A 22,952-nucleotide genomic window follows, 5' to 3' on the forward strand; every position below is an offset into this window, starting at 1 on the left:
GTCAGTTCCTATTCCCACGCACCGGCGCCGATCGAGTAGCGGCCATCGGCGCCCGGTTCGATGCGTTCCGCGCGATCGGCCGCGGTTTCGGTGATGGCGACTGCCTCGCCGTCGAATGCGGCGGCGATGGCACCGTGGCAGTCGGTCAGCCAGGCGACCACGGCTTCGGCCGCCGCGCGGCTGAAGCGTGGCCGAGCGAACCCGTTCGAACGCTTGTTCTCGATCATGGCCGGGAAGACGGCGCCGGAGTCGGCCACGGTCACGTAGACCTCGCCCGACTGGGCGCCGTCGCCTTCTGGTGCGGTGCTCATCGGGCACCTCCGTAGACGCTCAGGCGGCGGGAGGAATCGAGTGCAGACGTCGAGTTGGCTCGTAGGTGCCGACGACGTGGGTTCCTTCGTGCAGCACCGTCAAGGCGGCGTGCGGCATCGGTTCTCCGGCGTACGGGGTGTGCATGACCAGCCGTCCGGCGAGGTCGCCTTTGGCGTCGTCCGGCACGCGCCGGATGGTGAAGGTGAAGGCGCCGCGCGGGTCACCGACCGAAATGGACACCGTGACCGAGTCCTCGGATTCGTCGGTGTGCACGGCCGCGCTGTTGCACCAGGACAGCGGGATCCGCTCGGGATTGTGCGGGCCCTCGCCGTAGTCCGGGTCGGTGTCGGCCGTCGGCTCGAAGTCGGCACACGTGGTGTCGCCGGACGTCGATTCGTAGCCGTCCGGCGTCTCGGCCAGTTCCTCTCCGCACGCTCGGCACCGATGCGTCGGAGCCGAGTCCGTGTCGAACTGCAGGGTGATCGATTCGGCGATGTCGTCGGACAGCCCGATCGGGGTTCCGTCCACGGAGAGCACAGCAAACATTGCAGCCTCACAAGGAAGTAGAGGTGAGCGCACGGCTCACGAAGACGCGGGACCGCCCGCGCAACGGCGAAAGATCAGAAGATGGAGAAGCCGACGCGACCGGTAGCGCATGCCGGGCACGCGACGGTGCGGGATTCGTCGTCGATCTCGGCGGCGTCGTCGAAGTCCCAGGCGTCGGCGTCGCAGTCGTCGGGCCGGAAGTGCCACGATCCCGACTCCGCCGACCAGCGCATCCCGCACGATCCGCACCCGGCAAGACAGGTTGACGCGCCGAATCCTTCGATTTCGAACAGGGAGCACAGCAAGTCGTCGCTGTCCCCCGAGATGCCGGCGACGCCGACCAGGTCCATCGTGAAGTCGCCCGTCTCGCCGACCAGGTACCACCCGGCCGGGACGGTGTAGGCGCGTTCGGTGATCTCCCACCGGTCGGCGTACGTGTGCCCGTACCGGATCGCTCGGCTGTTGGCTTCCCGGGAAAAGCGGTAGTCGACGCCGACCAGCGCGAAGGGCCGGACGACGTGCACGGCCGTCACTGTGCGCCCCTCGGACAGGTAGGTCTGGCCCGCGTCTTCCTGCAGCACGTCGCGCGTTTCGACGTACCCGGCCGCCTGCAGCTCACCCAACACGCCGGACACGGACCGGTCGGCGACGTCGGGATACTTGGGCGCGTCCGGCCGGAAGTCCGCAACTTCGACACGCGCGTACGGCTCAACGGCGTACACGCACTCCGCGTAAGTAGCCAACTTCAGCGCATCGTGGAGCCGTCGGCCCCAAGGGTGGTCGGAGCTGCCCACCAGGGCCCGAATGGTCTCCGCCGCGTCGACGGTAAGGGAAAATTGGGACACGCACGCCTCAAGCATGGTCATCACTGAGCCTTCAGTCAGATGAGCGGTGTTGGTTAGCGAACCGGAGAGTGTGGGGTTGCCGTCCCGTTCTCTCCTACAATCCATTTTAGGACTGAGTCACAGGAAATCAAGACCCCAACGGGTTATTTCCCGACAGTTATGCGCTCCTCACTGGCTCGTGGGATCAGGCCAAGAGGTCAATAGATGGAGGCAAACACGCAGGTCAGCGCCGCTGAAACGTAGACGAGCGAATACGCGAACAACAAAGAGCAAGACAAATAGAGTGCGAGAGGCGAAGACGAGGGAAAGGAGATTTTTCGAATGAATTCGATTACACGTCAACGAAGCTGTCGGCAGCGCGCCCATACCGACTGTTCACATGCCTGCCGGCATCCGAGTCGGGCGTCACATCGGTAGGCACCATAAGCGTGCCGACCTGGCGCTTCATATGCTGGCGGGGGCTACCGCTCTAACAGGCATCGCGAGAAGACCGTCGCAAGGACCTTGCGGAGGTAGCTCCCTCCGCCGGTCAACTAGCTGCTGTACTGCCGGTGGCATCGTTCCACCGCGCGCTGCCTCGATGCTGGAGAAAATCGGCAAGATTGAGAGTCTCGGCGCTCACCTGCTGGTCGATCTCGGCGAGCGTCGTGGTCAGGAGCGCGACGGTCCGCGGAATAGCCGCGTACTGGCCCAACCGTGCCTGCATACGAATGATATCGCGGTAGACGCCTTCGTCGTACTGGTCGAACTTGCGAGCTCGTTCGAGCAGAACCAGCGCGGTCTTCGGGGAAATGTCGCCGTCGGCGCGGACAAGCGCGCCGAGCGCGTCCAAGACGTCTCGGCGGACGGATTCCCGGAAGGGTTCGATCCATTGGGCGAGCAGATCCTCGGCGAGGTCGCCGCGGTACAGCTCCACCGCGTCGCGGAGGCCGGCACTGCCCTGCTCGTCCGGTGGGCGCTGCGCCTGCAGAACGCGCTGCAGCTGCCAAATGTCGACGTCGAGGAGTTCGTCGCTGAGCCGGTAGCGACCATCCTCGTTGAGGACGAGGTTGCCCGTCTGGCCGTCGGTGGCGTCGGCGAGCGCGCGGCGCAACGTCGAGAGGGTGTTGTGGAATGAGTTGTACGGCCGCGGCGGGCGGCTGTCGGGCCAGACGGCCTCGTTGAGCACCTCGCGCCGGACTCCCTGGGGATGCAGCGCGAGGAAGACGAGGACTTCACGCTGCTTCGGTGTGAAAGCACCGCCCAGCTCGCGATCACCTGCTTCATCCCGTACGGCGAGTTGGACTCGGCCCAGCACACGCAGGAACAGCCGGGGCTGCTTGGTACCGACCGGCGGTTCCTCGCGGGCCGCCGGCTGGTTGTCCTCAGCGTGCTGCTCCTCCTGCTCGAGCGAGCTGCTCGCCTCGACCTCCGTCGATCGCTGCTCGGGAACCGGTTCCCGAGCCTGTTCGGCGGCGCTCTCTGCAGCTCGGAGCACTTCGAGTAGCGAGGTGGCGTCGGCGGCCGGAACGTTGAACAGGCGCGTACCGGTAAGGACGTCGTCGATCCCGGGACTGGTCGCGCTGACGGTGCCGTCCTGGCGGACGAGCAGAGTCGCCCCGGGACGCCACTGGCCGAGGAGCACGCCGGCCAGGCCGAGCGTCGAGCCGTTGTCGAGGACGGCTTGCAGGCGACGATCAGCGTGGGATGCCGGGCTGGCGAGTAGTACGAGCGAAGGTACAGCGGGCCGAGCTCCGGCCTCCTCGATCGCGTGGCGAGTACGAGTCAGCAGGGCCGCCTCCATCTCGTCGAGCGCAGCATCGAGCGTCGCGACGACGTGAACGCTGGTCGGCAGGTCCTCAACGGCGATGCCGTCGAAAGCCAGACGCAAGTCGTCAACGGGCACGATCACGCCGACACCGTTGCCGGGCTGCTGCTCGGCGAGCAGGTGCAGGAGCAACGCGCGAGCGGCCGCGGTCGCTCCTGAGCCTGCGAGGCCAAGCCCGCGGGTGCTGGCGAGGTTCAGGGCCAGTTCGCGACGTTCTCGAACGTTGATCTTCGAGGGCACCTGGTCCAGCTCGCCGCTGAGTTCCGACTCCTCCGGTGATGCCAGGTCGACGAGCTCGGCAACTTCAACAGGCTGCAGGTCGCCGTCGTCGTGCGCGGCGCAGAGGGCGCGGACCACGGGGGCGATCGGGCGCTGGAGGTCAGCACGGTCGCCGCTTCCGATCCGATAGCGCCGCCGACGCCACATCCTGGTCGACCCCACGGCCGCGGCGATCGCTCCGGCGAGGCCGAGGCTGACGAACACGCCCGTCACCAGGTCCACGGCAGGCTCGGGACGGTCTTCGCGGTGCTCCCCCGCCGCGGTTGGTTCCGGAGCGGGCTGGGTGGGCGCCGTGGTCGTGGGAGGTGGTGGCTGTCGGGGCGGCACTGGCGGGTGCTCCTGGTTGGGCGCCGGGATGTACGCGGTGATCTTCCAGGCGGGCCGCACCAGGTTGGGGTTCGTCAGGGCACGTCCGTCGGGCTGCTCCACGCCGCGGTTCAGCTGGAAGAGCTCGGGCCAATGGCTGCCGCCACCAGGACCGTAGAGGCGCTCGGCGATGCGCCACAGGCTGTCGTGGACCCCGTCGCGTGGGAGCCGGACTTCCTCGGTGACCTGGACCATGCCGGCCGGAACCGGCGCGGCGGGATCGATCACCGCGCTGGTCGCCTGTGGTGCCGGACCTGGAGGCAGCAATGCGACGGCGGCGACCGGCCGGAGGCCGACGCTGGGCGCCGCGGTGCCCGCAAGCGGCGCCGAGTACGAGCTTCGGCTGCCGAGCAGGGTCAACACGATGGTCCCGACGAGGACCGCGGCGACCCCGCGCAGTGGGCCGGAACGGCGACTCGGCCACATCATTCCGCGCACCGCGTCGACGGAGCAGCGAAGGACGTCCAGAACGAAGAAGAACCAGACGATCCAGCACAGCACCGCCAAGGTGTTCAGCAGGAAGCGGACGCTCATCGGATTGAGCAGGGTCGCCTGGATCTCGTCCCAGGTCGGCAGCTGGTCCGGCAGCGGCCAGCCCACGAAGTGCACCAGCGCCCAGGGCAAGCCTGCCACGAGACCGATCAGGACGCCGGACGCGAGCAGTACGCGGATACACCGGAGTGCCGCGGCGAACACCCGCGTCCGGCGCGAGAGGGGCGGTTGGGAAGTCACGGCACCGGCACGGGAGCCCGTGTGGACGCATCGGCGGCCGACATCCGCGTCCCGGCGACCGTCGGCGGCGCGCTCGGACTGATTTTCGGGGTAGGCGCGCTCGCGGTCTGCCGCTTGCGCCTGGCTCGGGTCGTCTTGCGGCCGTCGCGCCACTGGGCGAGGTCGGCAGCCGGGACGTCGGTGAACTTGGCCAGCTCGTCGACGCCGATGACGTCACTCGCTCCGACGAGGACGTCCCCGAGCTTCTGGTCGATCTCGCTGAGCTTCTCGGCCACTTCAGTCCGCTGCTGAACGAGCTCGCCGACCCGCCGCGCGGCTTCGGTCCTCTTCGCGCTGCGGGCCGCGTCAGCTTCCTCGACGCGGCGTTCGATCTCTTCGGTAGTCGCCATTTTCGAGTCCTCTCATGGAAGTACGCCGGAGATTCCGCGCTGTGGTTCAGCTTGTCCGGCTCCGGTTACGGTGATCGAGGCGATGCTGACGAGCCCGAGCAGCTGGGTGGGCTGGTCGATGGTGACGGTTACGGCGACCTTGTTTCCGGTAACCGACACGCTGCCGGTGTGCCCCGCGGCGGCGAGGTAACTCCGGGCCGCGGCGCCCGCCCGCTGCGGGACCAGGCGCAGCGAGCCGTCGGCGCGGTACGCAGCCAGATCGATCTCCTGAGCGCCGGCCCGCGCGGCCTCCTGCGCCTCGCCGATCGCGCGGACCTTGGCGGCCAGTGCCAGCCCGCCATCGAGTACGAGGCCGGCGAAGAGGAGGGCCGCGAGCGCGATGGTGACGACGAAGGCGGTAACCCGGCCTTCTTCATCGTCGCGCAGCCGACGTAGCACTGCGATCGACCTCATGTCGTACCTCCAGAGGTGCCGCGCCAGAGGTCGACCGGCGAGGAGAAGGTGGACTCGAACGTCCGGCTGCCGGGCACACCGAGCGAGGTCAGGTCGCCGAGTCCGACGCTGCACGTCACGGTTACGGTCACCGTGGCCCCAGGTTTGAGCCCCTGGGTTTCGGCGGACACTGACAGCGACTGGCATGCGACCCCGGCCGAGCGCAAGGCCGCGCTGGCGGTGGCCTGGGCGTTGGCGGTGGCTTGCGATGGACTGCGGGCCAGAGTGGCGGCGCGGGCGGCCTGGTGGGCGACGTCGTTGACCCGCAGCTTGGTATCGGCCAGCCGACCGCAGAAGACGACGAACAGCAAGAGCAGGATCAGCACCGGGGTCAGGAGGGTGAGCTCGGCCGCGGCGGATCCCCGGTCGTCCCGCCGTAGCGCAAGGAGGCTGCGGGCCGCGGTCATGGTGTCACCGCCTCGGCTCCGCTCGGCGGGGTGAATTTCTCCACTGGCCCAACGGCTTCTGCGTGGACCGCGAGGGTTGTGAACGGGATCAGACTGGTCACGGTTCCTGTGACCGTCACGGATACTTGGGCAGCTCCACGCTGGACGTTCACCGAGGTCTGCCGCAACGGTCCGTTGCCCAGTTGCGTGAGGACTCGTTGTCCCTCGGTGTCACCCGTGGCTGAGCTGCCGCCGGAGATTCGTGCCGCGGACAGTGCCTGGGACGCAGCGGCTTGAGCAATGTGGACGGCATGCATGTACAGCGCGAATTGAGCGATGAGCAGAATCAGCAGCAACAGCAGCGGGGTCGCGATGACGAGCTCGGCCGTGCCGGCTCCGCGCTCATCCGTGCGAAGTCGGCGCAGTACGTTTCGAGGCATCATGTTCACCTGCCTAGAGGGTGATGCCGTTGGCCTTCTCGGTCACCTTTGCGACGATGACTGCGATCACGGCAATCGCCAGGAGGATCAAGGCAGCGGTCACCACGACGGCTTCGGTTGAGTAGCCGCCTTCGTCATGGCGGAGCCGTTCAAGCTCGACACGGACGCGGGCGATCAGAATCTGAACTTCGTTCAACATCAGCTTCTCCTTGGAGGTACGACGGTCTGAAGTGGACTCACAAGCCAGCCAGCACGCTGGTAAGAGCGGGATATCCGATGAAGACGAGGAAACCGATGAACAGCATCACCACGGGCAGGCTCATCCGTTCGGTGGCTGCTTGGGCATCGCCTTCGGCGTCGGTGAGTTCGCGAGTACGCAATGCCGCCGCCTTGGCCGCGAGGCTCGCGCGGACCCGGGCGCCTTCGGTACCCGCGAGGCTGACCGACGCGGCGAGCTCGGAGAGCTGGTGCACATCGAGCTCGCCACCAAGCTGACCGAGGGTGGCCCACGGCGTGGTACGGGTCAGCTTGGCGGTGACCAGCGCGCGACGAAGCTGCTGGAACGCCCAGCCCTTACCGATGCCCACCGCATCCGACAGCGCGCCGTCGACACCGGCGCCGCCGGCCAGCAGGACCCGGATGAGATTCAGGTAGGCCGACAACGCGTGCCGGAAAGTGGAACGGCGCCGCTCGGCTTCCTTTCGAACGCGGATGTCCGGAAGCAGGAATCCGCCGAGCCCGAAGAGGAGACCGGCGACCGCGGGAACTTGCCAGGAGAGGCCGACGTCGGCCACGACGAGCAGCACCTGCATCACGGTCGGCAGCAGCAACCCGGCCAGCGCCAGCGCGGCCTTCTCGGCCAGGTAGTGCTCGATTCCTTTACCGGTGACCGCGAGGTCGTTGCGCGGCTTGCCGTGGGGCAGCCCCAGGGCGGCCAGCGGCTTGACGAATGGGCGCCCGACACGCAGCGCCCAGCCGTCGGACTCGGCGGTGAGAATCGGCGGCGGCGCTGGCGCCGCGTGAAGCCGGTCGACCAGGGCCCGCAGCGCCGGCCGCGGCGGGAACACGTAAACCACGAGCGCCCACAAGCCGACGCCGAGCCCGGATCCCCATAGCAACGCCTCGATCATGATGACGCCCCCTTCCCGGTGAGCAGGTCATCGACGTCGGCGTCGTGCGGGCGGATCGTGCTCAGCTCGGTCAGGAACCTCTCGGGTTCGCGCTGGCGCACGATCCGCCCGAGCCAGGTGAAGGCGACCGTGAACAGCACGCCGACGAGCAGCAGCATGATCTGTCCGAACGCGGAGTCGTAGGGGGCGAGGTAGCCGCGGTTGAGCAGCACCAGCCCGACCGCGAAGACGAGCGTGGTGATCACGACGACCCGCACGCTGGTCCGGGTGCGGGCGCGCCCGGCTTCGACCCGCATGCGCATCGACGCCTGTTCATGGGCTTCTGCGGCGAGTTCGCCGAGCAGGTCGGCCAGTTGCCGGGCTTGGTGCTCGGCGGCCAGCACGAGTGCGGAGATCACCAGGTCGGCGGTCGGGTCGCGGAGCTGGTCGGCGAGGTGGCGCAGGGAGGGTGCGAGGCGTTCGCCGCCTTCCAGTCGGACGGCCAGTTCGGTGATCTCCTCGCGGATTGCCTCCGGGCCGGCAGCGGAGGTGGCGAGGATGGCCTGTTCCAGCCCCGCCGCGGCGACGAGGGTGTCGCGCAGCATCTCCGTCCACCCGGCGATCGCCTCGATGCGTTCGAGCTGGCGCTGGTGGTCGACGTTCGAGCCAAGGATCCGCGGCAGTCCGACCACCGCGACCACGGCCAGGATGCCGCCGACCACCCAGCTGGTGACCACGCCAACCGCCAGGCCGGCGAGCACGGCCACAACGAGTAAGCCGACCTGCTTGCGGTCGTGCCGTGCGGCCAGCCAGGTGCTCAGCCGCGACGACGTCACCACACGCGCGGGCCGACCGCGCAGACCGGCGACGATGAGCAGGGCCCCGACGGCGACACCGCCTCCGAGCACGCCCAGCAAGACGATGGTCATGGCGTCCACCAGCCTTCGCGCTGCTCGAAGAGGTCCGGGTCGTAGCCCGCTTCGACGAGCAGGTCGACGGTGTCGGTGCGCAGCGGCGCGCCGGGCACCGCGCGCAGATCCGCGCCGGGCCGCCAGACCTCGTTGCTGATGATCTGGGCGCCGTCGGCGCCGACGACTTCGCGGATCGAGGAGATGACCCGCTTGCTGGGGTCGTCTCGGGGCTTCTCCAGGTGAACCACGAAGTGCAGCGCGGCGGCGACCAGGAGGTTGGTGGCCTCCATCGGCAGCCGCTCCGGGCCTTGCACCGCGTAGGCGGCGAGCTTGGTGAACGCGCCCTGGCTGCTGGAGGAGTGCAGGGTGCCCATGCTGCCGTCGTTGCCCATGGACATCGCGTTGGTCAGCGGGATGACCTCGGGGCCGCGGACTTCCCCGACGATGACCCGGTCCGGGCTCATCCGCAGGGACTGCCACACCAGGTCCGACAGCGAGATCTCGCCCTGGCCCTCGATGTTCGCCTCGCGGGCCTGCAGCGCGACAACGTCCGGGTGGACGTCGGCGTCCTCGCCGAGGCCGAGCTCGAAGACGTCCTCGATCGTCACCAAGCGCTCCCACGGCGGGATCGCCGAGGCCAGGCCGCGCAGCATGGTCGTCTTGCCGATCGCCGTGCCGCCGGTGACGAGGATGTTCCGCTTCGCCTTCACGAGGGCTTTCAGGAAGCTCTCGAGGGCGAGGTCGATCGTCCCGTTCTTGCGCAGGTCGGCCAGGGTGACCTTGGTGAATCGGTGCCGGCGGATCGACACCGACGGCCGCGCGGTCACCGCCATGACAGCTGAGACGCGCCCGCCGCCGGGCAGCTGGAAGTTCACGATCGGGCTGCCGCGGTCGAACCTTCGCTCCTCCACACCGGAACGGGTCGCCAGGTCCCGGATGAGCTCGATCAGCTCAATGTCGGAACCGACCACCGGAGGCAAACGCTTGCGACCGCCGTCAGCGCGCTTGACGAAGACGCGGTCGCCGTTGATGTTGATGTTCTCGATGTCAGTGTCGGCGAGCAGCGGTTCCAGACCGGCCAGGCCGAAGATCTCGTCGAGGACCTGGCGGATCACGCGCTGCTCGACCTCGGGGGCCACGAGCATCCCGCCGGCCGCGGAGTTGCGTAGCTCGGCCTGTGCGTGCGCTTCGGCCGCGTCGGTCAGGATGGCCTCGGCCAGACGACGGCGTGCCGGTGCATCCATCGGCGGCCGGCCAGCGGACTCGTCGGCCCGGACGCGGTGGCTGAGCTGGCTGGACAGCTCGTCGCGCAGGTGCTGCCGCAGCCGTTCCACCGCCGCGGTCTCACCAGCAGGCCGGTGCGGAAGGTCTGTCGGCCCAGGCACGTGCGGGCGGCCGTTGACCGGCACGGCCAGGTCGGGGCGCGTCATGGCATCGCCCCGTTCCGGATGTGCGGGCCAACCCGCTGCGGAGGTACGCCTGGGACCGACTCGCCGACAACCGACAACCGCAGGTGCGGTGGTCGATTTCCGTCGGCGGTGGTGGGCTGGCGCCCGTGCAGATTCAGCGCGAGCGCTGCCGCGGCCCGACCAAGCGCGCACTTGCCCGCCCCGCGCCGGCTCGTGCCCTGGCCACTGAACATCGCCGCGCCCTTGGGGTCGGCAGGCACCCGGCCCATCACCGGGATCTGCAGCGTCTGCGAGACCTCCGCAGTCGAGTAGCCGTCGCCCACCAGGACGAGGCACGGTCGGCGTGACCACTGCTGGGCGGCCTGCAGCTTGAGCGCGACGTGCGCGAGCTCGTCGTCGTGCGGGCGGGAGAGCAGCATCATCGCGTCGGCGCCGCGGACGATCGGCAGCGCGGGAGAACCGGGATCGACCCGGCCGCAGTCGGCGATGACCACGGTGTCCGGCTGGTCGGCCGCGCGACGCAGCGGCGACGAGACTCCGGAGGCCAGCACCGCGAGCGCTGCACGAGCTTGTTCGGCGCCGACCGGGCCGGGCACGACCCGCAGGCCGCCTGGCAGAGGCTGTGCGTGCTGGACGAGCAGGTTCCGGTCGGCACCTCCGCGGCCTCGGGCCGCTGCAGCCAAGCTGACCAGGCCCGGCGTGTCGGGCAGCCGGAAGCGGGCCATCAGGTCGCCGCCGGACGGGTCGGCTTCGACGACGATCGGACTCTGCTGGGCCGGCCAGCAGGCCCCGAGTGCGGTCGCCAGGGTGGTGGCACCGGGCGAGCCTTTGAGTGAGCAGACGGCGATCAGCATCAGCGTCCTCCCCCGGCAATCGCGACGAGGCTGAGCTGGCCCGCCGGGGCAGAAGCCAACGCGCGAGCGTCCGATTCGGCCAGCTGCAAGGAGACCACGGTGATCTGCTCGGTCTCCCGGGCGGCAACGGCGGTCACCACCGCGGTCCATGACGATGTCTGGCCGAGCGGCGTTCCGACGGCTGGGCTTTGCCCCGGCGTAGCGAGGACCGCCACCGTGGTTCCGGGCGACAGGTCGGGCGGAAACTGTCCCGGCTTGAGCCCCACCGCCGCGACACCCCTGCCGGGCGCAGGAACCTGAGGAACGCCGAGGACCGAGCGGGTCACCAGCGAGCCGGCGGGCAGGCTGAAAGCCACCGGCTGCCCGACCACAGTGGACGCTGCGGACGCGGGCAGCACGTCCATTCCGGGGTCCGCCGCCATGCTGACCTGCTTGAGATCCTGCACCTCGAGAAGCTGGCCCACGGCAACGGCACGGGCCAGTGCGATAACGCTTTCCCGGTCGCCGAGCTGCATCCCGGCGAACACGCCTCCGGCCGAGCAAACGGCGACCAGCAGGACACCGAGCAGCAGGTAGGGCACGCTCCGGCGCCGGCCTCCGCCAGTCAGGCGTCCGGGCGTCTTGCCATCACGGCTCGCCCACGAGTTCAGCGACGCGGGTTTCGCGTCCGGGCTGGTTGAACTTGCGGTAGTGGTCACCACCGACCTCCTCAAGGCATGACGCCATCGCGACGCGTCGACTCAGGTGTTCGACGTGCCTTTTCTCAACGGGGTTGTGTTGTGCGTGCCGGGCCCTCAGCCGGTCGCGATTCCCTGGCTCTCCGCCACTCGGAACGCCGCCGAGGCCGAGGTCGTCATGTTCGGGAACGTGCCGCCCGTGCCTGCGCCCGACCACGTCACGGTCCAGTTCACCGTGGCGGTCACCGGGAACGCGTCCGAGCGCTGGCCGGCCGAGGACGTCTTGTACGTGTAGCCGCAGTCCGGCGACGCGCTCTTCGCGTCGCCGCCTCCGGGAAACGGCGAACCGGGGCCGGTGCAGGTCACCGAGCCACCTTCGCCCATCGACCAGGTCACCGAGGTCGGCTTGGCGACCGCGGTCACCGAAACGCCCGGCACCGACGCGGTCGCCGAGACGTCGCCCCAGCTGCTCCGGTCCAGCCACAGCCAGGTCGGCAGGGTGACCAGCTGGTCGCCGGCCGGATTCGCCTCGATCTTCGGCGCGGGCAGACGCAGCTGGTTCCGCGCCTGCGCGGCGAGCTCAGCGGGCGATGGCAGCGGCGCCGGACCTGGTTCACCGTCCGCGATCCAGACGGGTGGCCGGTACAGGGCGTCTCGGAAGCCGGCCCCGGTGCACTTGTAGACGTACCAGGCACCGGACGGCGGCTGCGCGCCCGCGAGTCGCCGATAGGCAGCGGGCACCGCCGTGGCCGGTCCAGTCCTCGGCGGGACATGGAACGCTGCCGGCTGAGCGCTCCCGGGCGGTGGTCCTTGGTATCCGCTGCGCTCGTAGCCGCATTGGGCCAGGTTGCCGCCGCCGATAATCGTGTCTCCGCCGGGATCCGAAGGTCCGCCGCCGGAGTTGTGGTGTCCCGGGCTTCCGGGCTTGTTCGGCTGGTTGCCGTGGTCGCCACCTTGCTGGCCGCCCTTGCCCGCTCCGAGTTCGCAGCCGGGATTCGGGTACTGGCTGCAGTCGGTGTAGCCCCATCCGCTTGCCAACGCCGGTAAGGCGATGAGGACCAAGGCGGACGCCGCAAAACCTGCTATCGCGATTCCACGCCCTAGCACGACCCGACTCCCTCCACTGCGAAGCGGGTAACCTTCCATGATCCGTCTGCCTGCTTCTTGACCTCCGCGGTGATCGACCGCCGCCCTCCTGGGGAGTCGTTGAACGGCGAACCATCCTTCTTGTACTTCAACCAGTGGGTGTCATCCCCACAGTCTGAAACCATTACCGTGGTCGGATTGTCCGGAGGCTCTTCCTTGCTGACCTTGGGACTCGTCGTAGGCTCACCCTTCGACACCACGCCGTTGAGGTGGTCGGTGTAGAGGCTCCGGTTGATCACCCCGAGCGCATCGCCGGTCGCGTACCTCACCACTTCGGGTGACTGCCAATCCGACGTCTCGCTGGCTTTCACCATGGCACGCCACATTCCGGTGTAGGCATCGATCGCTTGCTGCCGTGCGGGGGTTGGTTTGGGAGTGGACGAACTCGTACTGGGCGGGATCGACGCGGACGCCGGCGGCGATGAAGAACCGTCGCTCGAACACGCGCTGACCGTGAGCGCGGCGACGCCCAGCAAGATCGCGTGGGTTGACACCTTCGTCCATGATGGACGAACCGCACCTGACGGAGTCGACATCATTCCGCTACCCCTGTTCATCCTGACCGGCATCACGGCCGCCTTCGCGGTCGTGATCGGCGGTGCGCTCGTGGTCCGTACTCCCCGGCGACAGGTCGCGGCCCAGCTCGTGATCGCGGCCGCGCTCGTCGGCGCTCTCGCCTGGCGCGCTTCCGGCGTTGCTCAGTTCGCTGTTTCGGCGAGCGTGGTGGCGTTCGGTGTGCCCCTCGCCTTCGCCGACGCGCACCACCGTCGCCTGCCGAATCCGCTTGTTCTCGGACTCGCCGCTTCGGTCCTTGCCGCCGTCATCACCACCGCTGTCGTCGACCACAACGCCGGTTCGCTGGCTCGCGCCCTCGCCGGTGCGGCCGTGACCGCCGCGTTCTTCCTCGCCGTGTACTTCATGGCACCGGGCCAGCTCGGCGGCGGGGACGTGAAGCTGGCCGTTCCTCTCGGCTCGGCGCTCGCCTGGTTCGGCTGGCAAACGCTCGCCCTCGGTAGCCTGCTGCCCTGGCTGACCGCCGCGCTCGCGGTGGCGATCATGCGTCTCGGTCGTCGCCGGGCCGCAATCCCCATGGGACCGTTCCTGATCGCCGGGGCCCTGGCAGCCATGCTCCTCGCCAACGGGTAGCCGGTTGATCGGCTCAAGCGAACACGTCATCGCAACTCCCCCTGTAGGTCTCGGTGACCGGCCGTCCTTCTCGCCAGACACGGCCGGCCACCGTCCCCTTTGATTCCTCTTCCGTTCCCAGGCGCCGGAGCCCGGGGTGCCTTCCGGTTTAGCGGGCTGACCTCGGCTGAGTGCAAGGTAAGTCGACGGGTGAGTCTGGACTCAGTCGACGGATCTTCACTCGTTCGGACGAAGGTGTCCTGTCCAAAGGACGGCAAGATCTCGACCGGGGCAAGCCGGGCGGCACTTCGTGATAGGTCTGCTGGTGTGGATGACTGGGACGTGCCGTACCGGCAGAGCGTGTACGAGGTGCTTGCCCTGCTGCGGGGTGACTGGACCGTCGCCGTCCTCGCGACCCTCGCGCTCGGCGAGCTGGAGTTCACCAAGCTGCGGAACGAGGTGAACGAGGCCGAGGAGCGCTCCGGCTGGACGGCGCACTCGAAGCCGCTGACGGCTCGCACGCTGACCGACACCCTCCGGCGGCTCGAGCAGGACGGGCTGGTCGAACGACGCGCGGAAGGCAGCGCCTTCTCCAATGTCTGGTACAAGCTGTCACCCGACGGCCGCGCGCTTCTGCGCGCGTTGCGTCCGCTGGCCACCTGGTCGCAGCAGCGGCACGACCAAGCTCGTACGGACAGCCCTGGTCATCGCTAGGCGGTCGACTTGACGACTCGAACCTGATTGCGCCCGGCGTCTTTGGCCGCGAACAGCGCGTTGTCGGCGGAGATCAAGACCTCCTCCAGCGACCCGCCGGCCGCGGGGAAGGCCGCTGCACCGATCGACACGCTGACGTGGAAGCCGGGGCCGGAGTCCGGCTCGATGACGGTGCGTTCGACGTGTTCCCGGATGCGGTCCGCGATGGCGTGAATCGCGTCCGGCGAGCTGCCCGGCAGCAGGACGACGAATTCCTCGCCACCGAATCGCCCGCAGAGATCGTCGCTGCGGACTTCGCTGCGGATGGCGTTGCCGACCAGAACGAGCGCCTTGTCCCCGGTTAGGTGGCCGTGAACGTTGTTCACGTCGCGGAAGTGGTCGATGTCGATCATCAGGACACCGACGTCGAAGCCGTGCTGGCGAGCTCGGTCGATCTCCTTCGCGGCGATCGCATGCCAAGTCGCTGCGTTGAGCAGTCCGGTCTTCGAATCGGTGGTCGAGGCGTGCTCGAACTGGCGGATCAGGACGCTCCGGTGCAGCGCGTAGAGCGGCAGGAACAACACGATCACGAGCCACGGGCGCAGCGTCAGCAGGACCGCCGTCAGCGCGCCCATGCACAGCGTCGCCAGCTCGAGGATGTTCTCGTTGAGCGCGCCGAGCAGCCGCTTGAACAAAAGGCTTCGCCTGGCGAGCGCAATCGCCACCCCGACGATCGTCGAGTTCGCGGCGAAGTAGACCGCGATCACTGAGGCCAAGCCGACCGCGGTCCAGACGCCGGCTTCCTGGCCGGGCGGCACGACGTGCAGCTGCCGCGCAGCCCACCCGGCGATCTGGCAGGAGAGGATGACGTTAGCCGTGCTGAAGATGACGCGGTGCGCGTGGATGCCGGCGACGCCTCGCCAGCTGCGCAGCCACAGGTGCAGGTACAGCAGCACGGCGACGAGGGCTGCCAAGGCGGTCGGGAGGGTCAGCGCGGCGGCCAGGGTCCACACGGACGAGAAGTTGACGTGCGGGGTGTCCGAGAACCGCCGTCGCCGCCGCTCGACCCGTCGGGTCATCTCCGCGGCCAGGATGCCGAGCCCGACGATCAACCCGCAGGACACGACATCTCGCCATGTCATCGGGGCCCTCGCGTCGAAGACGATGGCCGCTACCGCGATAGCGTCGATGACCAGCAGAAACACCGCGGCGGGCCACGGTAGCAACCAGATAGCCCATCGTGACCAACCGGAGCGCTCAGCGACCCCCTCGTTCGGCATACTGATCTCGCTTCCGTTCCCAGGGGAGGACCCGAGGTCCTCGAGCTCCGGCTGCCGCACCTCGGCACCTCCCGCCGCCGGACGCTCCGGGAGGGGGTCACTATGCGTAACAAGGACTTCTGAGCGCGCTGAATCCACCGGTGCGGGCTCGTCCTCGGCAGTTCTCGCCTGCCGAGGTCGAGCCGCCCACCAGACGAACCCCGCCGCGACTGCGGAGAGTGACGCCACCGCGCCCGACGCGGCGACGACGAAGACGGGATTGACCCGCTCGGCGACCACGCCGGCGCCGAGGATCGCGATGCCCTGCGAGCTGTAGAGGCAGGTGCTCAGCCGTCCCATCGTGGTGCCGCGGCGCGCGTCCGGCACCAGCTCGACGACGACCGCCTGCAGCCGGATCAAGTAGATGGTGGACAGCGCACCCGAGACCGCCCAGAGGCCTGCGGCCCACCAAGCGCCGGGTAGCGCGAGGCAAGCCATCAGGGGCAGGCCGGACGCCGCTGCCGGCACGACGACCAGCTTCGCCGTGAGCGCGGTATCGGGCCGGAGCCGGCTGGCCAGCCAGCCGCCGAGCACGCTGCCGACGGGATCGGCCGCCATCAGGACGCCGACCCCGATCGACGTCAGGCCCGCCGCGTTCGCGTACGGCGCCGCTAAGCCTTCAGGTACGACAAGAAATCCGATCATCGCGGCCAGCATGTAGATGGCGACCATGCGCGGGTCGGTGGCCACCGAAGCTGACCGCGGCGTCGTCTTGGTCTCGGCTCGGCTGACGGGACGAGTTCGGACCACCGCGGCGACCACAACGGCGCTGACCAGGAACGTCGCGGCGTTCACCAGCAGCGCGCCGCTGGTGCTCAAGCTCGTCACGAGCAGGCCGCCGAGCCCGAAGCCGGCCACCTGGGCCGTTTGTGTGCTGATCTGCCGGAGGCCGAGACCGGCCTGGTACAGCCCGTTCGGAAGCACGTCCGGCAGAAGCGCGAGCTGAGCTGCCTTGAACGGCGCCGCAGCCATGGTCAGGGAGCCGATCAACGCCCACAGGATCCAGAGCGGCATCCCCGGCACGGCCATCGCCGCCGCCAGCACGGCACGCACGACGTCGGTCACGACGATCACCGTCCGGCGCGGACAGCGGTCCGCCAGACCGGAGAGCAAGAAGCCGCCCAGGATCGCCGGCACGAAGGTCAGGGCGTAGGTGAGCGCCGTCAGCGCCGCGGAGTCCGTGCGCGCGTAGACCAGCAGCGCGAGCGCCACCCGCGCAACCTGATCACCGAAGACCGACAAGGCTTCGGCGAGCCACAGCGCGCGGAACTCACGACATCGCAGCGCCGCCGCAAAACCGCGGGATCCGGTTTCGGTCATCGGCCCTCCCCACCGCCGTCGAAACTCGCCCGGCAGGCCCCCTACCTGGAAGAACCACGGTATGCCCGCTCCGTGTCCATGTGGACACAAGAAGCGACAGATCACCCAATCGCAGCACGGCCGTGACGGTCCGCTACTGACTTGATCGACTTCCGCCGATCAGAGCAGGCGGCTGTTGAATCCCGCCGCGACCAGGCGATCGAACGCGGCCGCCACGGCCGGCGGCACCGGCTGCTCGATGGCGAAGCCGCGTTCGGGGTAGACCATCACGCGCTGTAGGTCGCCGATCATCATGTCGACGACCTCGGCGGCGTCGCCGATCGTCTTGACGTACTCATCCAACGTCAGCGGTGCCGACGTGCAGGTCACCGCGACTTCAGGCCACAGGCGCCGGCAGGTCGCGAACGCCCGCCGCTCCATGTACGGCATCGAGATGAGGAGCACGGAGTCCGGTGTCCGCCCGGCCCCGATGAGCAGGTCGCGGGAGAGCGTGATGTTGGCGCCGGTGTTCGCGGCCTCAGGCTCGACCAGAATGGCGGCGTCCGGCACGCCCAGCTCCAGGGCGCGCTCGCGGAAGTGGACGGCTTCGCCGCGCGGGAAGATGGCGGCGGTGTCCCGGCTGGTCGCACCGGTGAAGACGACGGTCTTGAACATGCCGCGGTGATACAGCTCGGCCGCGTACTCGGCGACGCCGATGTCGTTGCATCCCAGTGCGATGGCGACGTCGCATGCATAAATCTCGTGGTGGACCTGGTGGAAGTCCCACACGAGCTCGGCGTCGTACCACTCCACATCGGTAAGTTGCCGCGTCACGGCGCGTTCGTACTCCCTCGGGTCGCGTGCGCGGGCTTACGCCTGGCGTTCGTACGCGCGGCGAATGCCCGAAATGGCCTGTAGCTGATGCATCATCCCGTACTGCGTCGAGGTTGCGGCGGCGCCCTCCAGCAGCTTGAGCCCGCTATCGGCCGTGGCGGGGTCGGACAGCAGGAGGTGGCCATGCGCGGTGTCGAGGCGAACGCGCTGCATGGGTGCGTCGCCGGGCCGGTGGTCGAGCGCCACCTGGAAGGCGACGCCGGCTTGGCTCAGGTCGCCATCACCACGGTGCGCCAGGGCCAGCTTCTGAAACGCCACCGACCAGTCCTGCGGCTCTTCGAGAGCCTCGAACTGCCGGATGGCGGGCTTGATGAAGGTGATGGCGTCCGCGTTCCGGCCCGCCTTGCTGAGCGCGGTCCCGACCCAGAGCTGGGCGCGGGTGCGGTCGCGGGCGTCGAGGCGGGTGTCCGTGGCCAGCTGCCGATACTGTTCGGCGGCAGGCTCATGGTTGCCGCTCATCTCATCGAGGACAGCCAGCTGGAGTTCGAGCTGCGCGACCCGCCGGTCGGAGCCGAGCTCGCGGAACACCGCCATGGCGCGGCCATAGCTCTGCCGAGCGGACATCGGTCCGGTGAGGACGCCTTGGTCCTGGCGCAGATCACCGAGAAGCCGTAGCGACCGGCCGTAGAGGTAGAGCCCGCGGCCATCGCCGCTGGGGACCAGCCGGCCGGTCCAGCGATCCAGCAGGAGCTTCGCCAGGTCGAACTCCTGGCGGCCGAGGCAGACGGCGACTCGGTCCAGGTCGTCGGTCCAAGTTTCGTAGTCAGCGCTCGGACGCGACACCACGGCAGCGCCTTCGGCCAGCAGCTCTTCGAGGCCGCGCGACGTGACGCCGAGCGCCCGTGCGAGTTTCGGCCGTTTGTAAGGCAACGGCTCCGACTTACCGCGTTCCCACTGCCCGACGGTAGTCGTGTCGAGGCCCAGTTCGATGGCCAGCGTCTCCTGGGTGTAGCCAGCTGCCTTACGGGCGCGGATGAGCCCGTGGCGCCGCGTTCCCATGATTCACTCCCTCGATCACCGCCTGAGGTCATCAGATTACCGCAGGTCAGAAGCTTGAACGCAAGATCTCCTACAGATTCGCCCCGGATGTACGCCCTGGTGATTCAGCTGGACGACCCGCGAAGGTCGATTTCGGCACCCCGGTGGCTGGTCGACCGCCTCGCCTCCCCTCCGAGGCTACGGGCGACCTTCCACGGCACAACCGCCTGTGAGTCCTGGCCGCCGGGGTGCCACCCAAGACCGGCATCAACCGAACCCATGACCACGAACAAGGACCGAATCATGATCTCGACTCGCAAGCCTGCCGTACTCGCCGTCAGCGTCGGACTGCGCGACGCCCGCGAGCGCCGGAAGATCGGACTCCGCGAGTTGGCACGCATGCTGGGAATCAGCGCCCAGAAATTGTCGAATGTGGAGCTGGGAAAGTACGATCCCGAGCCCACGCTGGTCGCCAGCATCCTCGGTTGCCTCCGGGTCTCCCGGAACGAGTTCACCCAGATCATGGATATCGCCAGGCAAGTCGGAATTCCGAACTTCGTCGACCAGTCCGCATCACCACTGATCGATCTCTTGTGGGAATATGAGCAGCTGTCGAGCCGCATCGTGGAGTGGGCGCCGTTCTACATCCCCGACCTCCTGGTGCCCACGCCGCCACCAACCGCGCCCGACGAGAAAACCGGTGTGCAGTCGGAGCGTCACGACCAAGAGTTGTTCCACCGCCAGTGCCGTCGGCGGACAATGGAGCAGGGCGGGCGCCGGTACTTTTTTCTAATCGGCGACCAGGCTTTGCGCATGGCCTACAACGAACCTGACGGCGCTGAGCAAATCGGACTGCTCTGCAAAGCAGAACGCTGCAAAGATATCACCATCCGAGTCATTCCGTCCGGCCCCAGCTCCGTCGCGGCATTCACCCTCTTCGAGGACGGTCCTGGGCCCATCGCGGTGGCGCTTAGGCACAGCCACTGCACCACGTACGGCACGGACAAGTCGGTGTTGAGCAAGTACCACGACAACGCGAATGCGCTGCTAGAGCGCGCCTTTGCCCCCTCAGCGACGATCGAAGCGTGGCTCGATTCCCTTCAGGCTCGGGCGTCGTGATGGTCGACGCCGTCATCTACGTCGACCCGCTGACGATCCAGCCGGTCCTCAACGGTAAGTGGCACCGGATGGATCTCACCGCGGTGCCACAGCGCGGCGAAACCGTCACTATGCTCTGCGGCGAATCCGGCGAGGTGGAGTTCAAACTCTCGGGTGAACGTCGGGACGAACGCATCCATCAGCAGTGCGAGCCCTGTGACGATGTCCTCCGGCAGCGGAGGGGAATACCCTCACGCCGCGACCGGATCGGCCATCGCTGAAGGCTTTTCAGATCCGGGCAGCGTCCTCCGGCCAGACGACCGCGACATCCAGCCCTCGATCCCTTGCCGCTTCGACAACGTCCGCCGTGCCGCCGTGGCCACCGGAGGGCCCGCCATCCCAAACCGCAATCATCCTGTCCACGATGGACAGGACGTGTTCGCTGGCGGCCATGTATGCGTCGCGGTCCGACTCGGTGAACGGCAGCGTGTGAACGCTCGCGTTCGCGACAAGGCTGTCGAACTCAGCCGCGTTGTTCGGCTTGACCTTGCGCTCGCGATAGTCCGCCGCCGGCAGCACGACTTCGAGCGTCCCGCCCAGCTCCAGAACGACCCGGGCGAAGACCTGGTCGGCGCCGCGGGCCAAACAGGTGACACCCACGAGGCCGTCGCGCTGTTCCTTCAGAATCTCGCGGAGCTCGCCGGCCACGAGCTCCGCGGTGGCGTCGGTCAGGTTGGAGTGGCCGGTGATTCCGATGCGCACCACGGAGTGTCCTCTTCCTAGACGGCAAGCTTCGCCGCGACGACCTCGCGGACGTCGCGCACGGCAGGAACCGTAGCGAACGCCCCGGCTTCCCGATGGAAGTCCCGCAGCTTGACCCCGACCCGGCCCGACGTCCACGGCGCAGCATCAGGCAGGGCCATGCCGATCAGCTCGGCAGCGCGTTCCGGCTCGCGGGTGATCAGATGGGCGCGAGCAAGCCCGACGAGGTCGAAGACGCGGTTGCGAACCCGATCGGGATCGCGCAAGGCGATCGCGCGGCCGATGTAGTCCTGGGCGTGGGCCGCGTGCCGGGCATCGTGCCGCGACAGGTCGCGGTAGCGGGCACCGATGACACCCATCAGCTCGGCTTCGTCCAAGCTCCGGACCGAGGGGGTCGCTGCGTCGCCGTCCCGAAACCCCTCGCTGAAGTAGTCCTCGGCGAGCCGGACGGACCGCCGGAACGCGAGCGCGTCACCGAGCTGAGCGTGCGCCCAGGCCTCACGGGTGGCCAGGACAGCTCGCAGCCGTGGGCTGGCTGTCCGGCGCGTGGCGTACTGGGCGAGCTGGACGACCTCCAGGCCGTCGGCCGGCTGATCGAGATCGAAGCACTGTCGGGCCAGCGAGGCGAGTGCGACCGCGGCAAGGGCGCCATCGCCGGCGACGTGGGCCAGCTGAGCCGCCAGCTTGAAGTAGCGCTGCGCCGCACCGTGCGCGGCCTCGTCCCAGGCCATCGTTGCGACGATGTCGGCGAGCTCAGCGCTGACACGGAAAGCGCGCCGCGTCTCCGCCGTGCCGGACGGAGCTGCCTTCAGGCGGCGAAGGTGGGAGTCGAGCTGCGCCACGGCGACCGAGCGGGCGACGGAGCCGCTGATAGAACGTCCGCGGCGCAAGAACCGGACGAACTCCTCTACCGAGCTCAGTTCCACCGCCCTGAAGGCGCTGGCACCCTGGCGAGGCTTTGCCACTGCTGCGACCGGCCAGAGAAACGGCGTCAACTCCGTAGCCAGCGCAGAACCGACCAGCACCACGGCAGTCGCCAGCAAACTCCGACGGGACGTCGGCACCAAGTCCTGCTCAGTTGTTATGACAGCCCCCTCAACGACGGCGTCGGCCTGCCACGCGCTGAACGACGACGGTACGGCCGGGCCGGAAGAACGTGTGGGGGTGGCGAAGCCGAGCGCGGCGTCGTCCGCCGCGCCCAAGACGTGTCGGAGAGCGGCTCGGTAGGCCGCGCTCGGCCACCGGACGACGCCACGCTCAAGCTTCGCGACGTAGTGCGCATCGAAGGGATACCGAGTGCGGGTCGTCTCCCACAACCAACGAGTCACCCCGTCGGCGACATCGGCCCGGGACGCGCGTTCACCAGGCACGCTCGGCGAAGGCAGTCGTTCCCGCGCTGCCCGCAAAAGACGATTCGGCTCCGGCACGTACCCTCCCCGGTCACGCCGAGTGTAGCCAGGCCTGCGCATTGAGTCACCGTGTGAGGCTGATCTGCCCCGGTCTGCCCCGCGCCTCCCCGCGACGCCCCTGAGCTTGGCCTCCCTCCGAGTAGCGGAGCCGCCGAAGCTGAGTTCGTCCAGCGCTCCGAATCCGAGGAGAACTCGATGTCGATCACCATCAGCACGCACCGGACCGGGCGGTCCCTCGTCTCCGCAGACCTCTTCCAACGCCTGACCAGCCGCATCATCACAACGGAACGTTTCGAGCGCGACCTCGCCGAACGCATCCTGGACCAGGCGTTGGCGTTCCTCGCCGCCTGCGGCTCCAACGTCGGCGCGCCGCTCGCCCCGAGCGAGCTCGTCGACATCGGCTGGCACACCTTCATCCTCGACACCCACGAGTACGCCGCCTTCTGCGACCGCGTCGCCGGCAGGTTCCTCCACCACGTACCCACCGACGGCGAGAATAGCGGGGAGTCACCCGCGACCGTCTTCGCCCGGACGACCACGGCAATGCGGCGGCTCGGCCTCCGCCTCGACGACGCGCTGTGGCCACGTACCGCGCTCGGCAGCTGCACAGGCTGTCACAATGGCTGCCACGAGGACCCGCCGCCGCCCGCGGCCTAGTACTACAGGGCTAAAAGT

The 22,952-nt window shown here is 68.6% G+C and carries 26 protein-coding genes; 5 read left to right on the top strand and 21 right to left on the bottom strand.

The window, feature by feature from the left end; genetic code table 11:
* Nucleotides 1-8: 8 nt before the first annotated feature.
* From ACFPLC_RS08280 to ACFPLC_RS08355, 16 genes are all read right to left on the bottom strand, one after another.
* Entirely contained in the window at nt 9-311 is a 303-nt protein-coding gene (locus ACFPLC_RS08280) for a hypothetical protein (RefSeq protein ID WP_378205576.1), read from the bottom strand.
* 19 nt (nt 312-330) lie between these two features.
* Nucleotides 331-840, bottom strand: coding sequence for a hypothetical protein (locus ACFPLC_RS08285; protein WP_378205573.1), 510 nt, complete (start codon nt 838-840; stop codon nt 331-333).
* Between the two features lie 92 nt (nt 841-932).
* Nucleotides 933-1,724, bottom strand: coding sequence for a hypothetical protein (locus ACFPLC_RS08290; protein ID WP_378235756.1), 792 nt, complete (start codon nt 1,722-1,724; stop codon nt 933-935).
* Nucleotides 1,725-2,232: 508 nt separating this feature from the next.
* Entirely contained in the window at nt 2,233-4,851 is a 2,619-nt protein-coding gene (locus tag ACFPLC_RS08295; RefSeq protein WP_378205567.1) for a hypothetical protein, read from the bottom strand.
* Nucleotides 4,852-4,883: 32 nt separating this feature from the next.
* Nucleotides 4,884-5,276, bottom strand: a complete 393-nt coding sequence (locus ACFPLC_RS08300) for a hypothetical protein (protein ID WP_378205564.1) — start codon at nt 5,274-5,276, stop codon at nt 4,884-4,886.
* Between the two features lie 12 nt (nt 5,277-5,288).
* Complete coding sequence (locus tag ACFPLC_RS08305; RefSeq protein ID WP_378235757.1) at nt 5,289-5,843, bottom strand: hypothetical protein; 555 nt, start codon at nt 5,841-5,843, stop codon at nt 5,289-5,291.
* Nucleotides 5,726-6,175: a TadE/TadG family type IV pilus assembly protein gene (locus tag ACFPLC_RS08310; RefSeq protein ID WP_378205558.1), complete on the bottom strand. Its 450-nt coding sequence runs from the start codon at nt 6,173-6,175 to the stop codon at nt 5,726-5,728. Before ACFPLC_RS08310 ends, ACFPLC_RS08305 begins: the two co-directional genes overlap by 118 nt.
* Nucleotides 6,172-6,597 (bottom strand): TadE/TadG family type IV pilus assembly protein, encoded by a 426-nt coding sequence (locus ACFPLC_RS08315; protein WP_378205588.1) that lies wholly within the window; start codon nt 6,595-6,597, stop codon nt 6,172-6,174. Before ACFPLC_RS08315 ends, ACFPLC_RS08310 begins: the two co-directional genes overlap by 4 nt.
* A gap of 10 nt (nt 6,598-6,607) precedes the next feature.
* Nucleotides 6,608-6,793 (bottom strand): hypothetical protein, encoded by a 186-nt coding sequence (locus ACFPLC_RS08320; protein ID WP_378205555.1) that lies wholly within the window; start codon nt 6,791-6,793, stop codon nt 6,608-6,610.
* A 37-nt stretch (nt 6,794-6,830) separates the two neighbouring features.
* Nucleotides 6,831-7,712, bottom strand: a complete 882-nt coding sequence (locus tag ACFPLC_RS08325) for a type II secretion system F family protein (RefSeq protein WP_378235758.1) — start codon at nt 7,710-7,712, stop codon at nt 6,831-6,833.
* Nucleotides 7,713-7,720: 8 nt separating this feature from the next.
* On the bottom strand, nt 7,721-8,632 hold the full coding sequence (locus ACFPLC_RS08330) for a type II secretion system F family protein (protein ID WP_378205550.1): 912 nt from the start codon (nt 8,630-8,632) through the stop codon (nt 7,721-7,723).
* Nucleotides 8,629-10,044: a CpaF family protein gene (locus ACFPLC_RS08335; protein WP_378205547.1), complete on the bottom strand. Its 1,416-nt coding sequence runs from the start codon at nt 10,042-10,044 to the stop codon at nt 8,629-8,631. The genes ACFPLC_RS08330 and ACFPLC_RS08335 overlap by 4 nt, the downstream gene beginning before the upstream one ends.
* The gene (locus tag ACFPLC_RS08340) at nt 10,041-10,877 is read right to left on the bottom strand and encodes a chromosome partitioning protein (RefSeq protein WP_378205544.1); all 837 of its coding nucleotides are present in this window, start codon (nt 10,875-10,877) and stop codon (nt 10,041-10,043) included. Before ACFPLC_RS08340 ends, ACFPLC_RS08335 begins: the two co-directional genes overlap by 4 nt.
* Nucleotides 10,877-11,575 carry a hypothetical protein gene (locus ACFPLC_RS08345; RefSeq protein WP_378205541.1) on the bottom strand — a complete coding sequence of 233 codons (699 nt, stop codon included), beginning with the start codon at nt 11,573-11,575 and terminating at the stop codon, nt 10,877-10,879. Before ACFPLC_RS08345 ends, ACFPLC_RS08340 begins: the two co-directional genes overlap by 1 nt.
* A gap of 96 nt (nt 11,576-11,671) precedes the next feature.
* On the bottom strand, nt 11,672-12,661 hold the full coding sequence (locus ACFPLC_RS08350) for a hypothetical protein (protein WP_378235759.1): 990 nt from the start codon (nt 12,659-12,661) through the stop codon (nt 11,672-11,674).
* Nucleotides 12,655-13,014 carry a hypothetical protein gene (locus ACFPLC_RS08355; RefSeq protein ID WP_378205536.1) on the bottom strand — a complete coding sequence of 120 codons (360 nt, stop codon included), beginning with the start codon at nt 13,012-13,014 and terminating at the stop codon, nt 12,655-12,657. The genes ACFPLC_RS08350 and ACFPLC_RS08355 overlap by 7 nt, the downstream gene beginning before the upstream one ends.
* A gap of 61 nt (nt 13,015-13,075) precedes the next feature.
* Here ACFPLC_RS08355 and ACFPLC_RS08360 point away from each other — a divergent pair, with 61 nt between their 5' ends.
* Together ACFPLC_RS08360 and ACFPLC_RS08365 are read left to right on the top strand one after the other, a co-directional pair.
* A complete protein-coding gene (locus tag ACFPLC_RS08360) occupies nt 13,076-13,846 on the top strand; it encodes a prepilin peptidase (RefSeq protein WP_378205533.1) in 771 nt (256 codons plus the stop codon).
* Nucleotides 13,847-14,152: 306 nt separating this feature from the next.
* Complete coding sequence (locus tag ACFPLC_RS08365; protein ID WP_378205530.1) at nt 14,153-14,539, top strand: winged helix-turn-helix transcriptional regulator; 387 nt, start codon at nt 14,153-14,155, stop codon at nt 14,537-14,539.
* Here the strand turns inward: ACFPLC_RS08365 and ACFPLC_RS08370 are convergent.
* The 3 genes from ACFPLC_RS08370 to ACFPLC_RS08380 form a co-directional block, all read right to left on the bottom strand.
* Nucleotides 14,536-17,157 carry an MFS transporter gene (locus ACFPLC_RS08370; RefSeq protein ID WP_378205528.1) on the bottom strand — a complete coding sequence of 874 codons (2,622 nt, stop codon included), beginning with the start codon at nt 17,155-17,157 and terminating at the stop codon, nt 14,536-14,538. The genes ACFPLC_RS08365 and ACFPLC_RS08370 overlap by 4 nt on opposite strands.
* A 159-nt stretch (nt 17,158-17,316) precedes the next feature.
* Complete coding sequence (locus ACFPLC_RS08375) at nt 17,317-17,970, bottom strand: YdcF family protein (protein WP_378205525.1); 654 nt, start codon at nt 17,968-17,970, stop codon at nt 17,317-17,319.
* A 36-nt stretch (nt 17,971-18,006) separates the two neighbouring features.
* A complete protein-coding gene (locus tag ACFPLC_RS08380; protein WP_378205522.1) occupies nt 18,007-19,029 on the bottom strand; it encodes a helix-turn-helix domain-containing protein in 1,023 nt (340 codons plus the stop codon).
* A gap of 258 nt (nt 19,030-19,287) precedes the next feature.
* On the opposite strand from ACFPLC_RS08380, the gene ACFPLC_RS08385 reads away from it, so the two are divergent.
* Nucleotides 19,288-20,127, top strand: coding sequence for a Scr1 family TA system antitoxin-like transcriptional regulator (locus ACFPLC_RS08385; protein ID WP_378205519.1), 840 nt, complete (start codon nt 19,288-19,290; stop codon nt 20,125-20,127).
* The gene (locus ACFPLC_RS08390; protein ID WP_378205516.1) at nt 20,124-20,387 is read left to right on the top strand and encodes a hypothetical protein; all 264 of its coding nucleotides are present in this window, start codon (nt 20,124-20,126) and stop codon (nt 20,385-20,387) included. The genes ACFPLC_RS08385 and ACFPLC_RS08390 overlap by 4 nt, the downstream gene beginning before the upstream one ends.
* Nucleotides 20,388-20,394: 7 nt before the next feature.
* On the opposite strand, the gene ACFPLC_RS08395 is transcribed toward ACFPLC_RS08390, so the two are convergent.
* Nucleotides 20,395-20,871 (bottom strand): hypothetical protein, encoded by a 477-nt coding sequence (locus ACFPLC_RS08395; protein ID WP_378205513.1) that lies wholly within the window; start codon nt 20,869-20,871, stop codon nt 20,395-20,397.
* A 14-nt stretch (nt 20,872-20,885) separates the two neighbouring features.
* Nucleotides 20,886-21,794: a hypothetical protein gene (locus ACFPLC_RS08400; protein ID WP_378235760.1), complete on the bottom strand. Its 909-nt coding sequence runs from the start codon at nt 21,792-21,794 to the stop codon at nt 20,886-20,888.
* Between the two features lie 678 nt (nt 21,795-22,472).
* Here ACFPLC_RS08400 and ACFPLC_RS08405 point away from each other — a divergent pair.
* Nucleotides 22,473-22,934: a glycine-rich domain-containing protein gene (locus tag ACFPLC_RS08405; RefSeq protein ID WP_378205507.1), complete on the top strand. Its 462-nt coding sequence runs from the start codon at nt 22,473-22,475 to the stop codon at nt 22,932-22,934.
* Nucleotides 22,935-22,952: the final 18 nt, after the last annotated feature.

It is taken from the genome of Amycolatopsis plumensis (assembly GCF_042652605.1).
Classification (GTDB): Bacteria; Actinomycetota; Actinomycetes; order Mycobacteriales; family Pseudonocardiaceae; genus Amycolatopsis; species Amycolatopsis plumensis.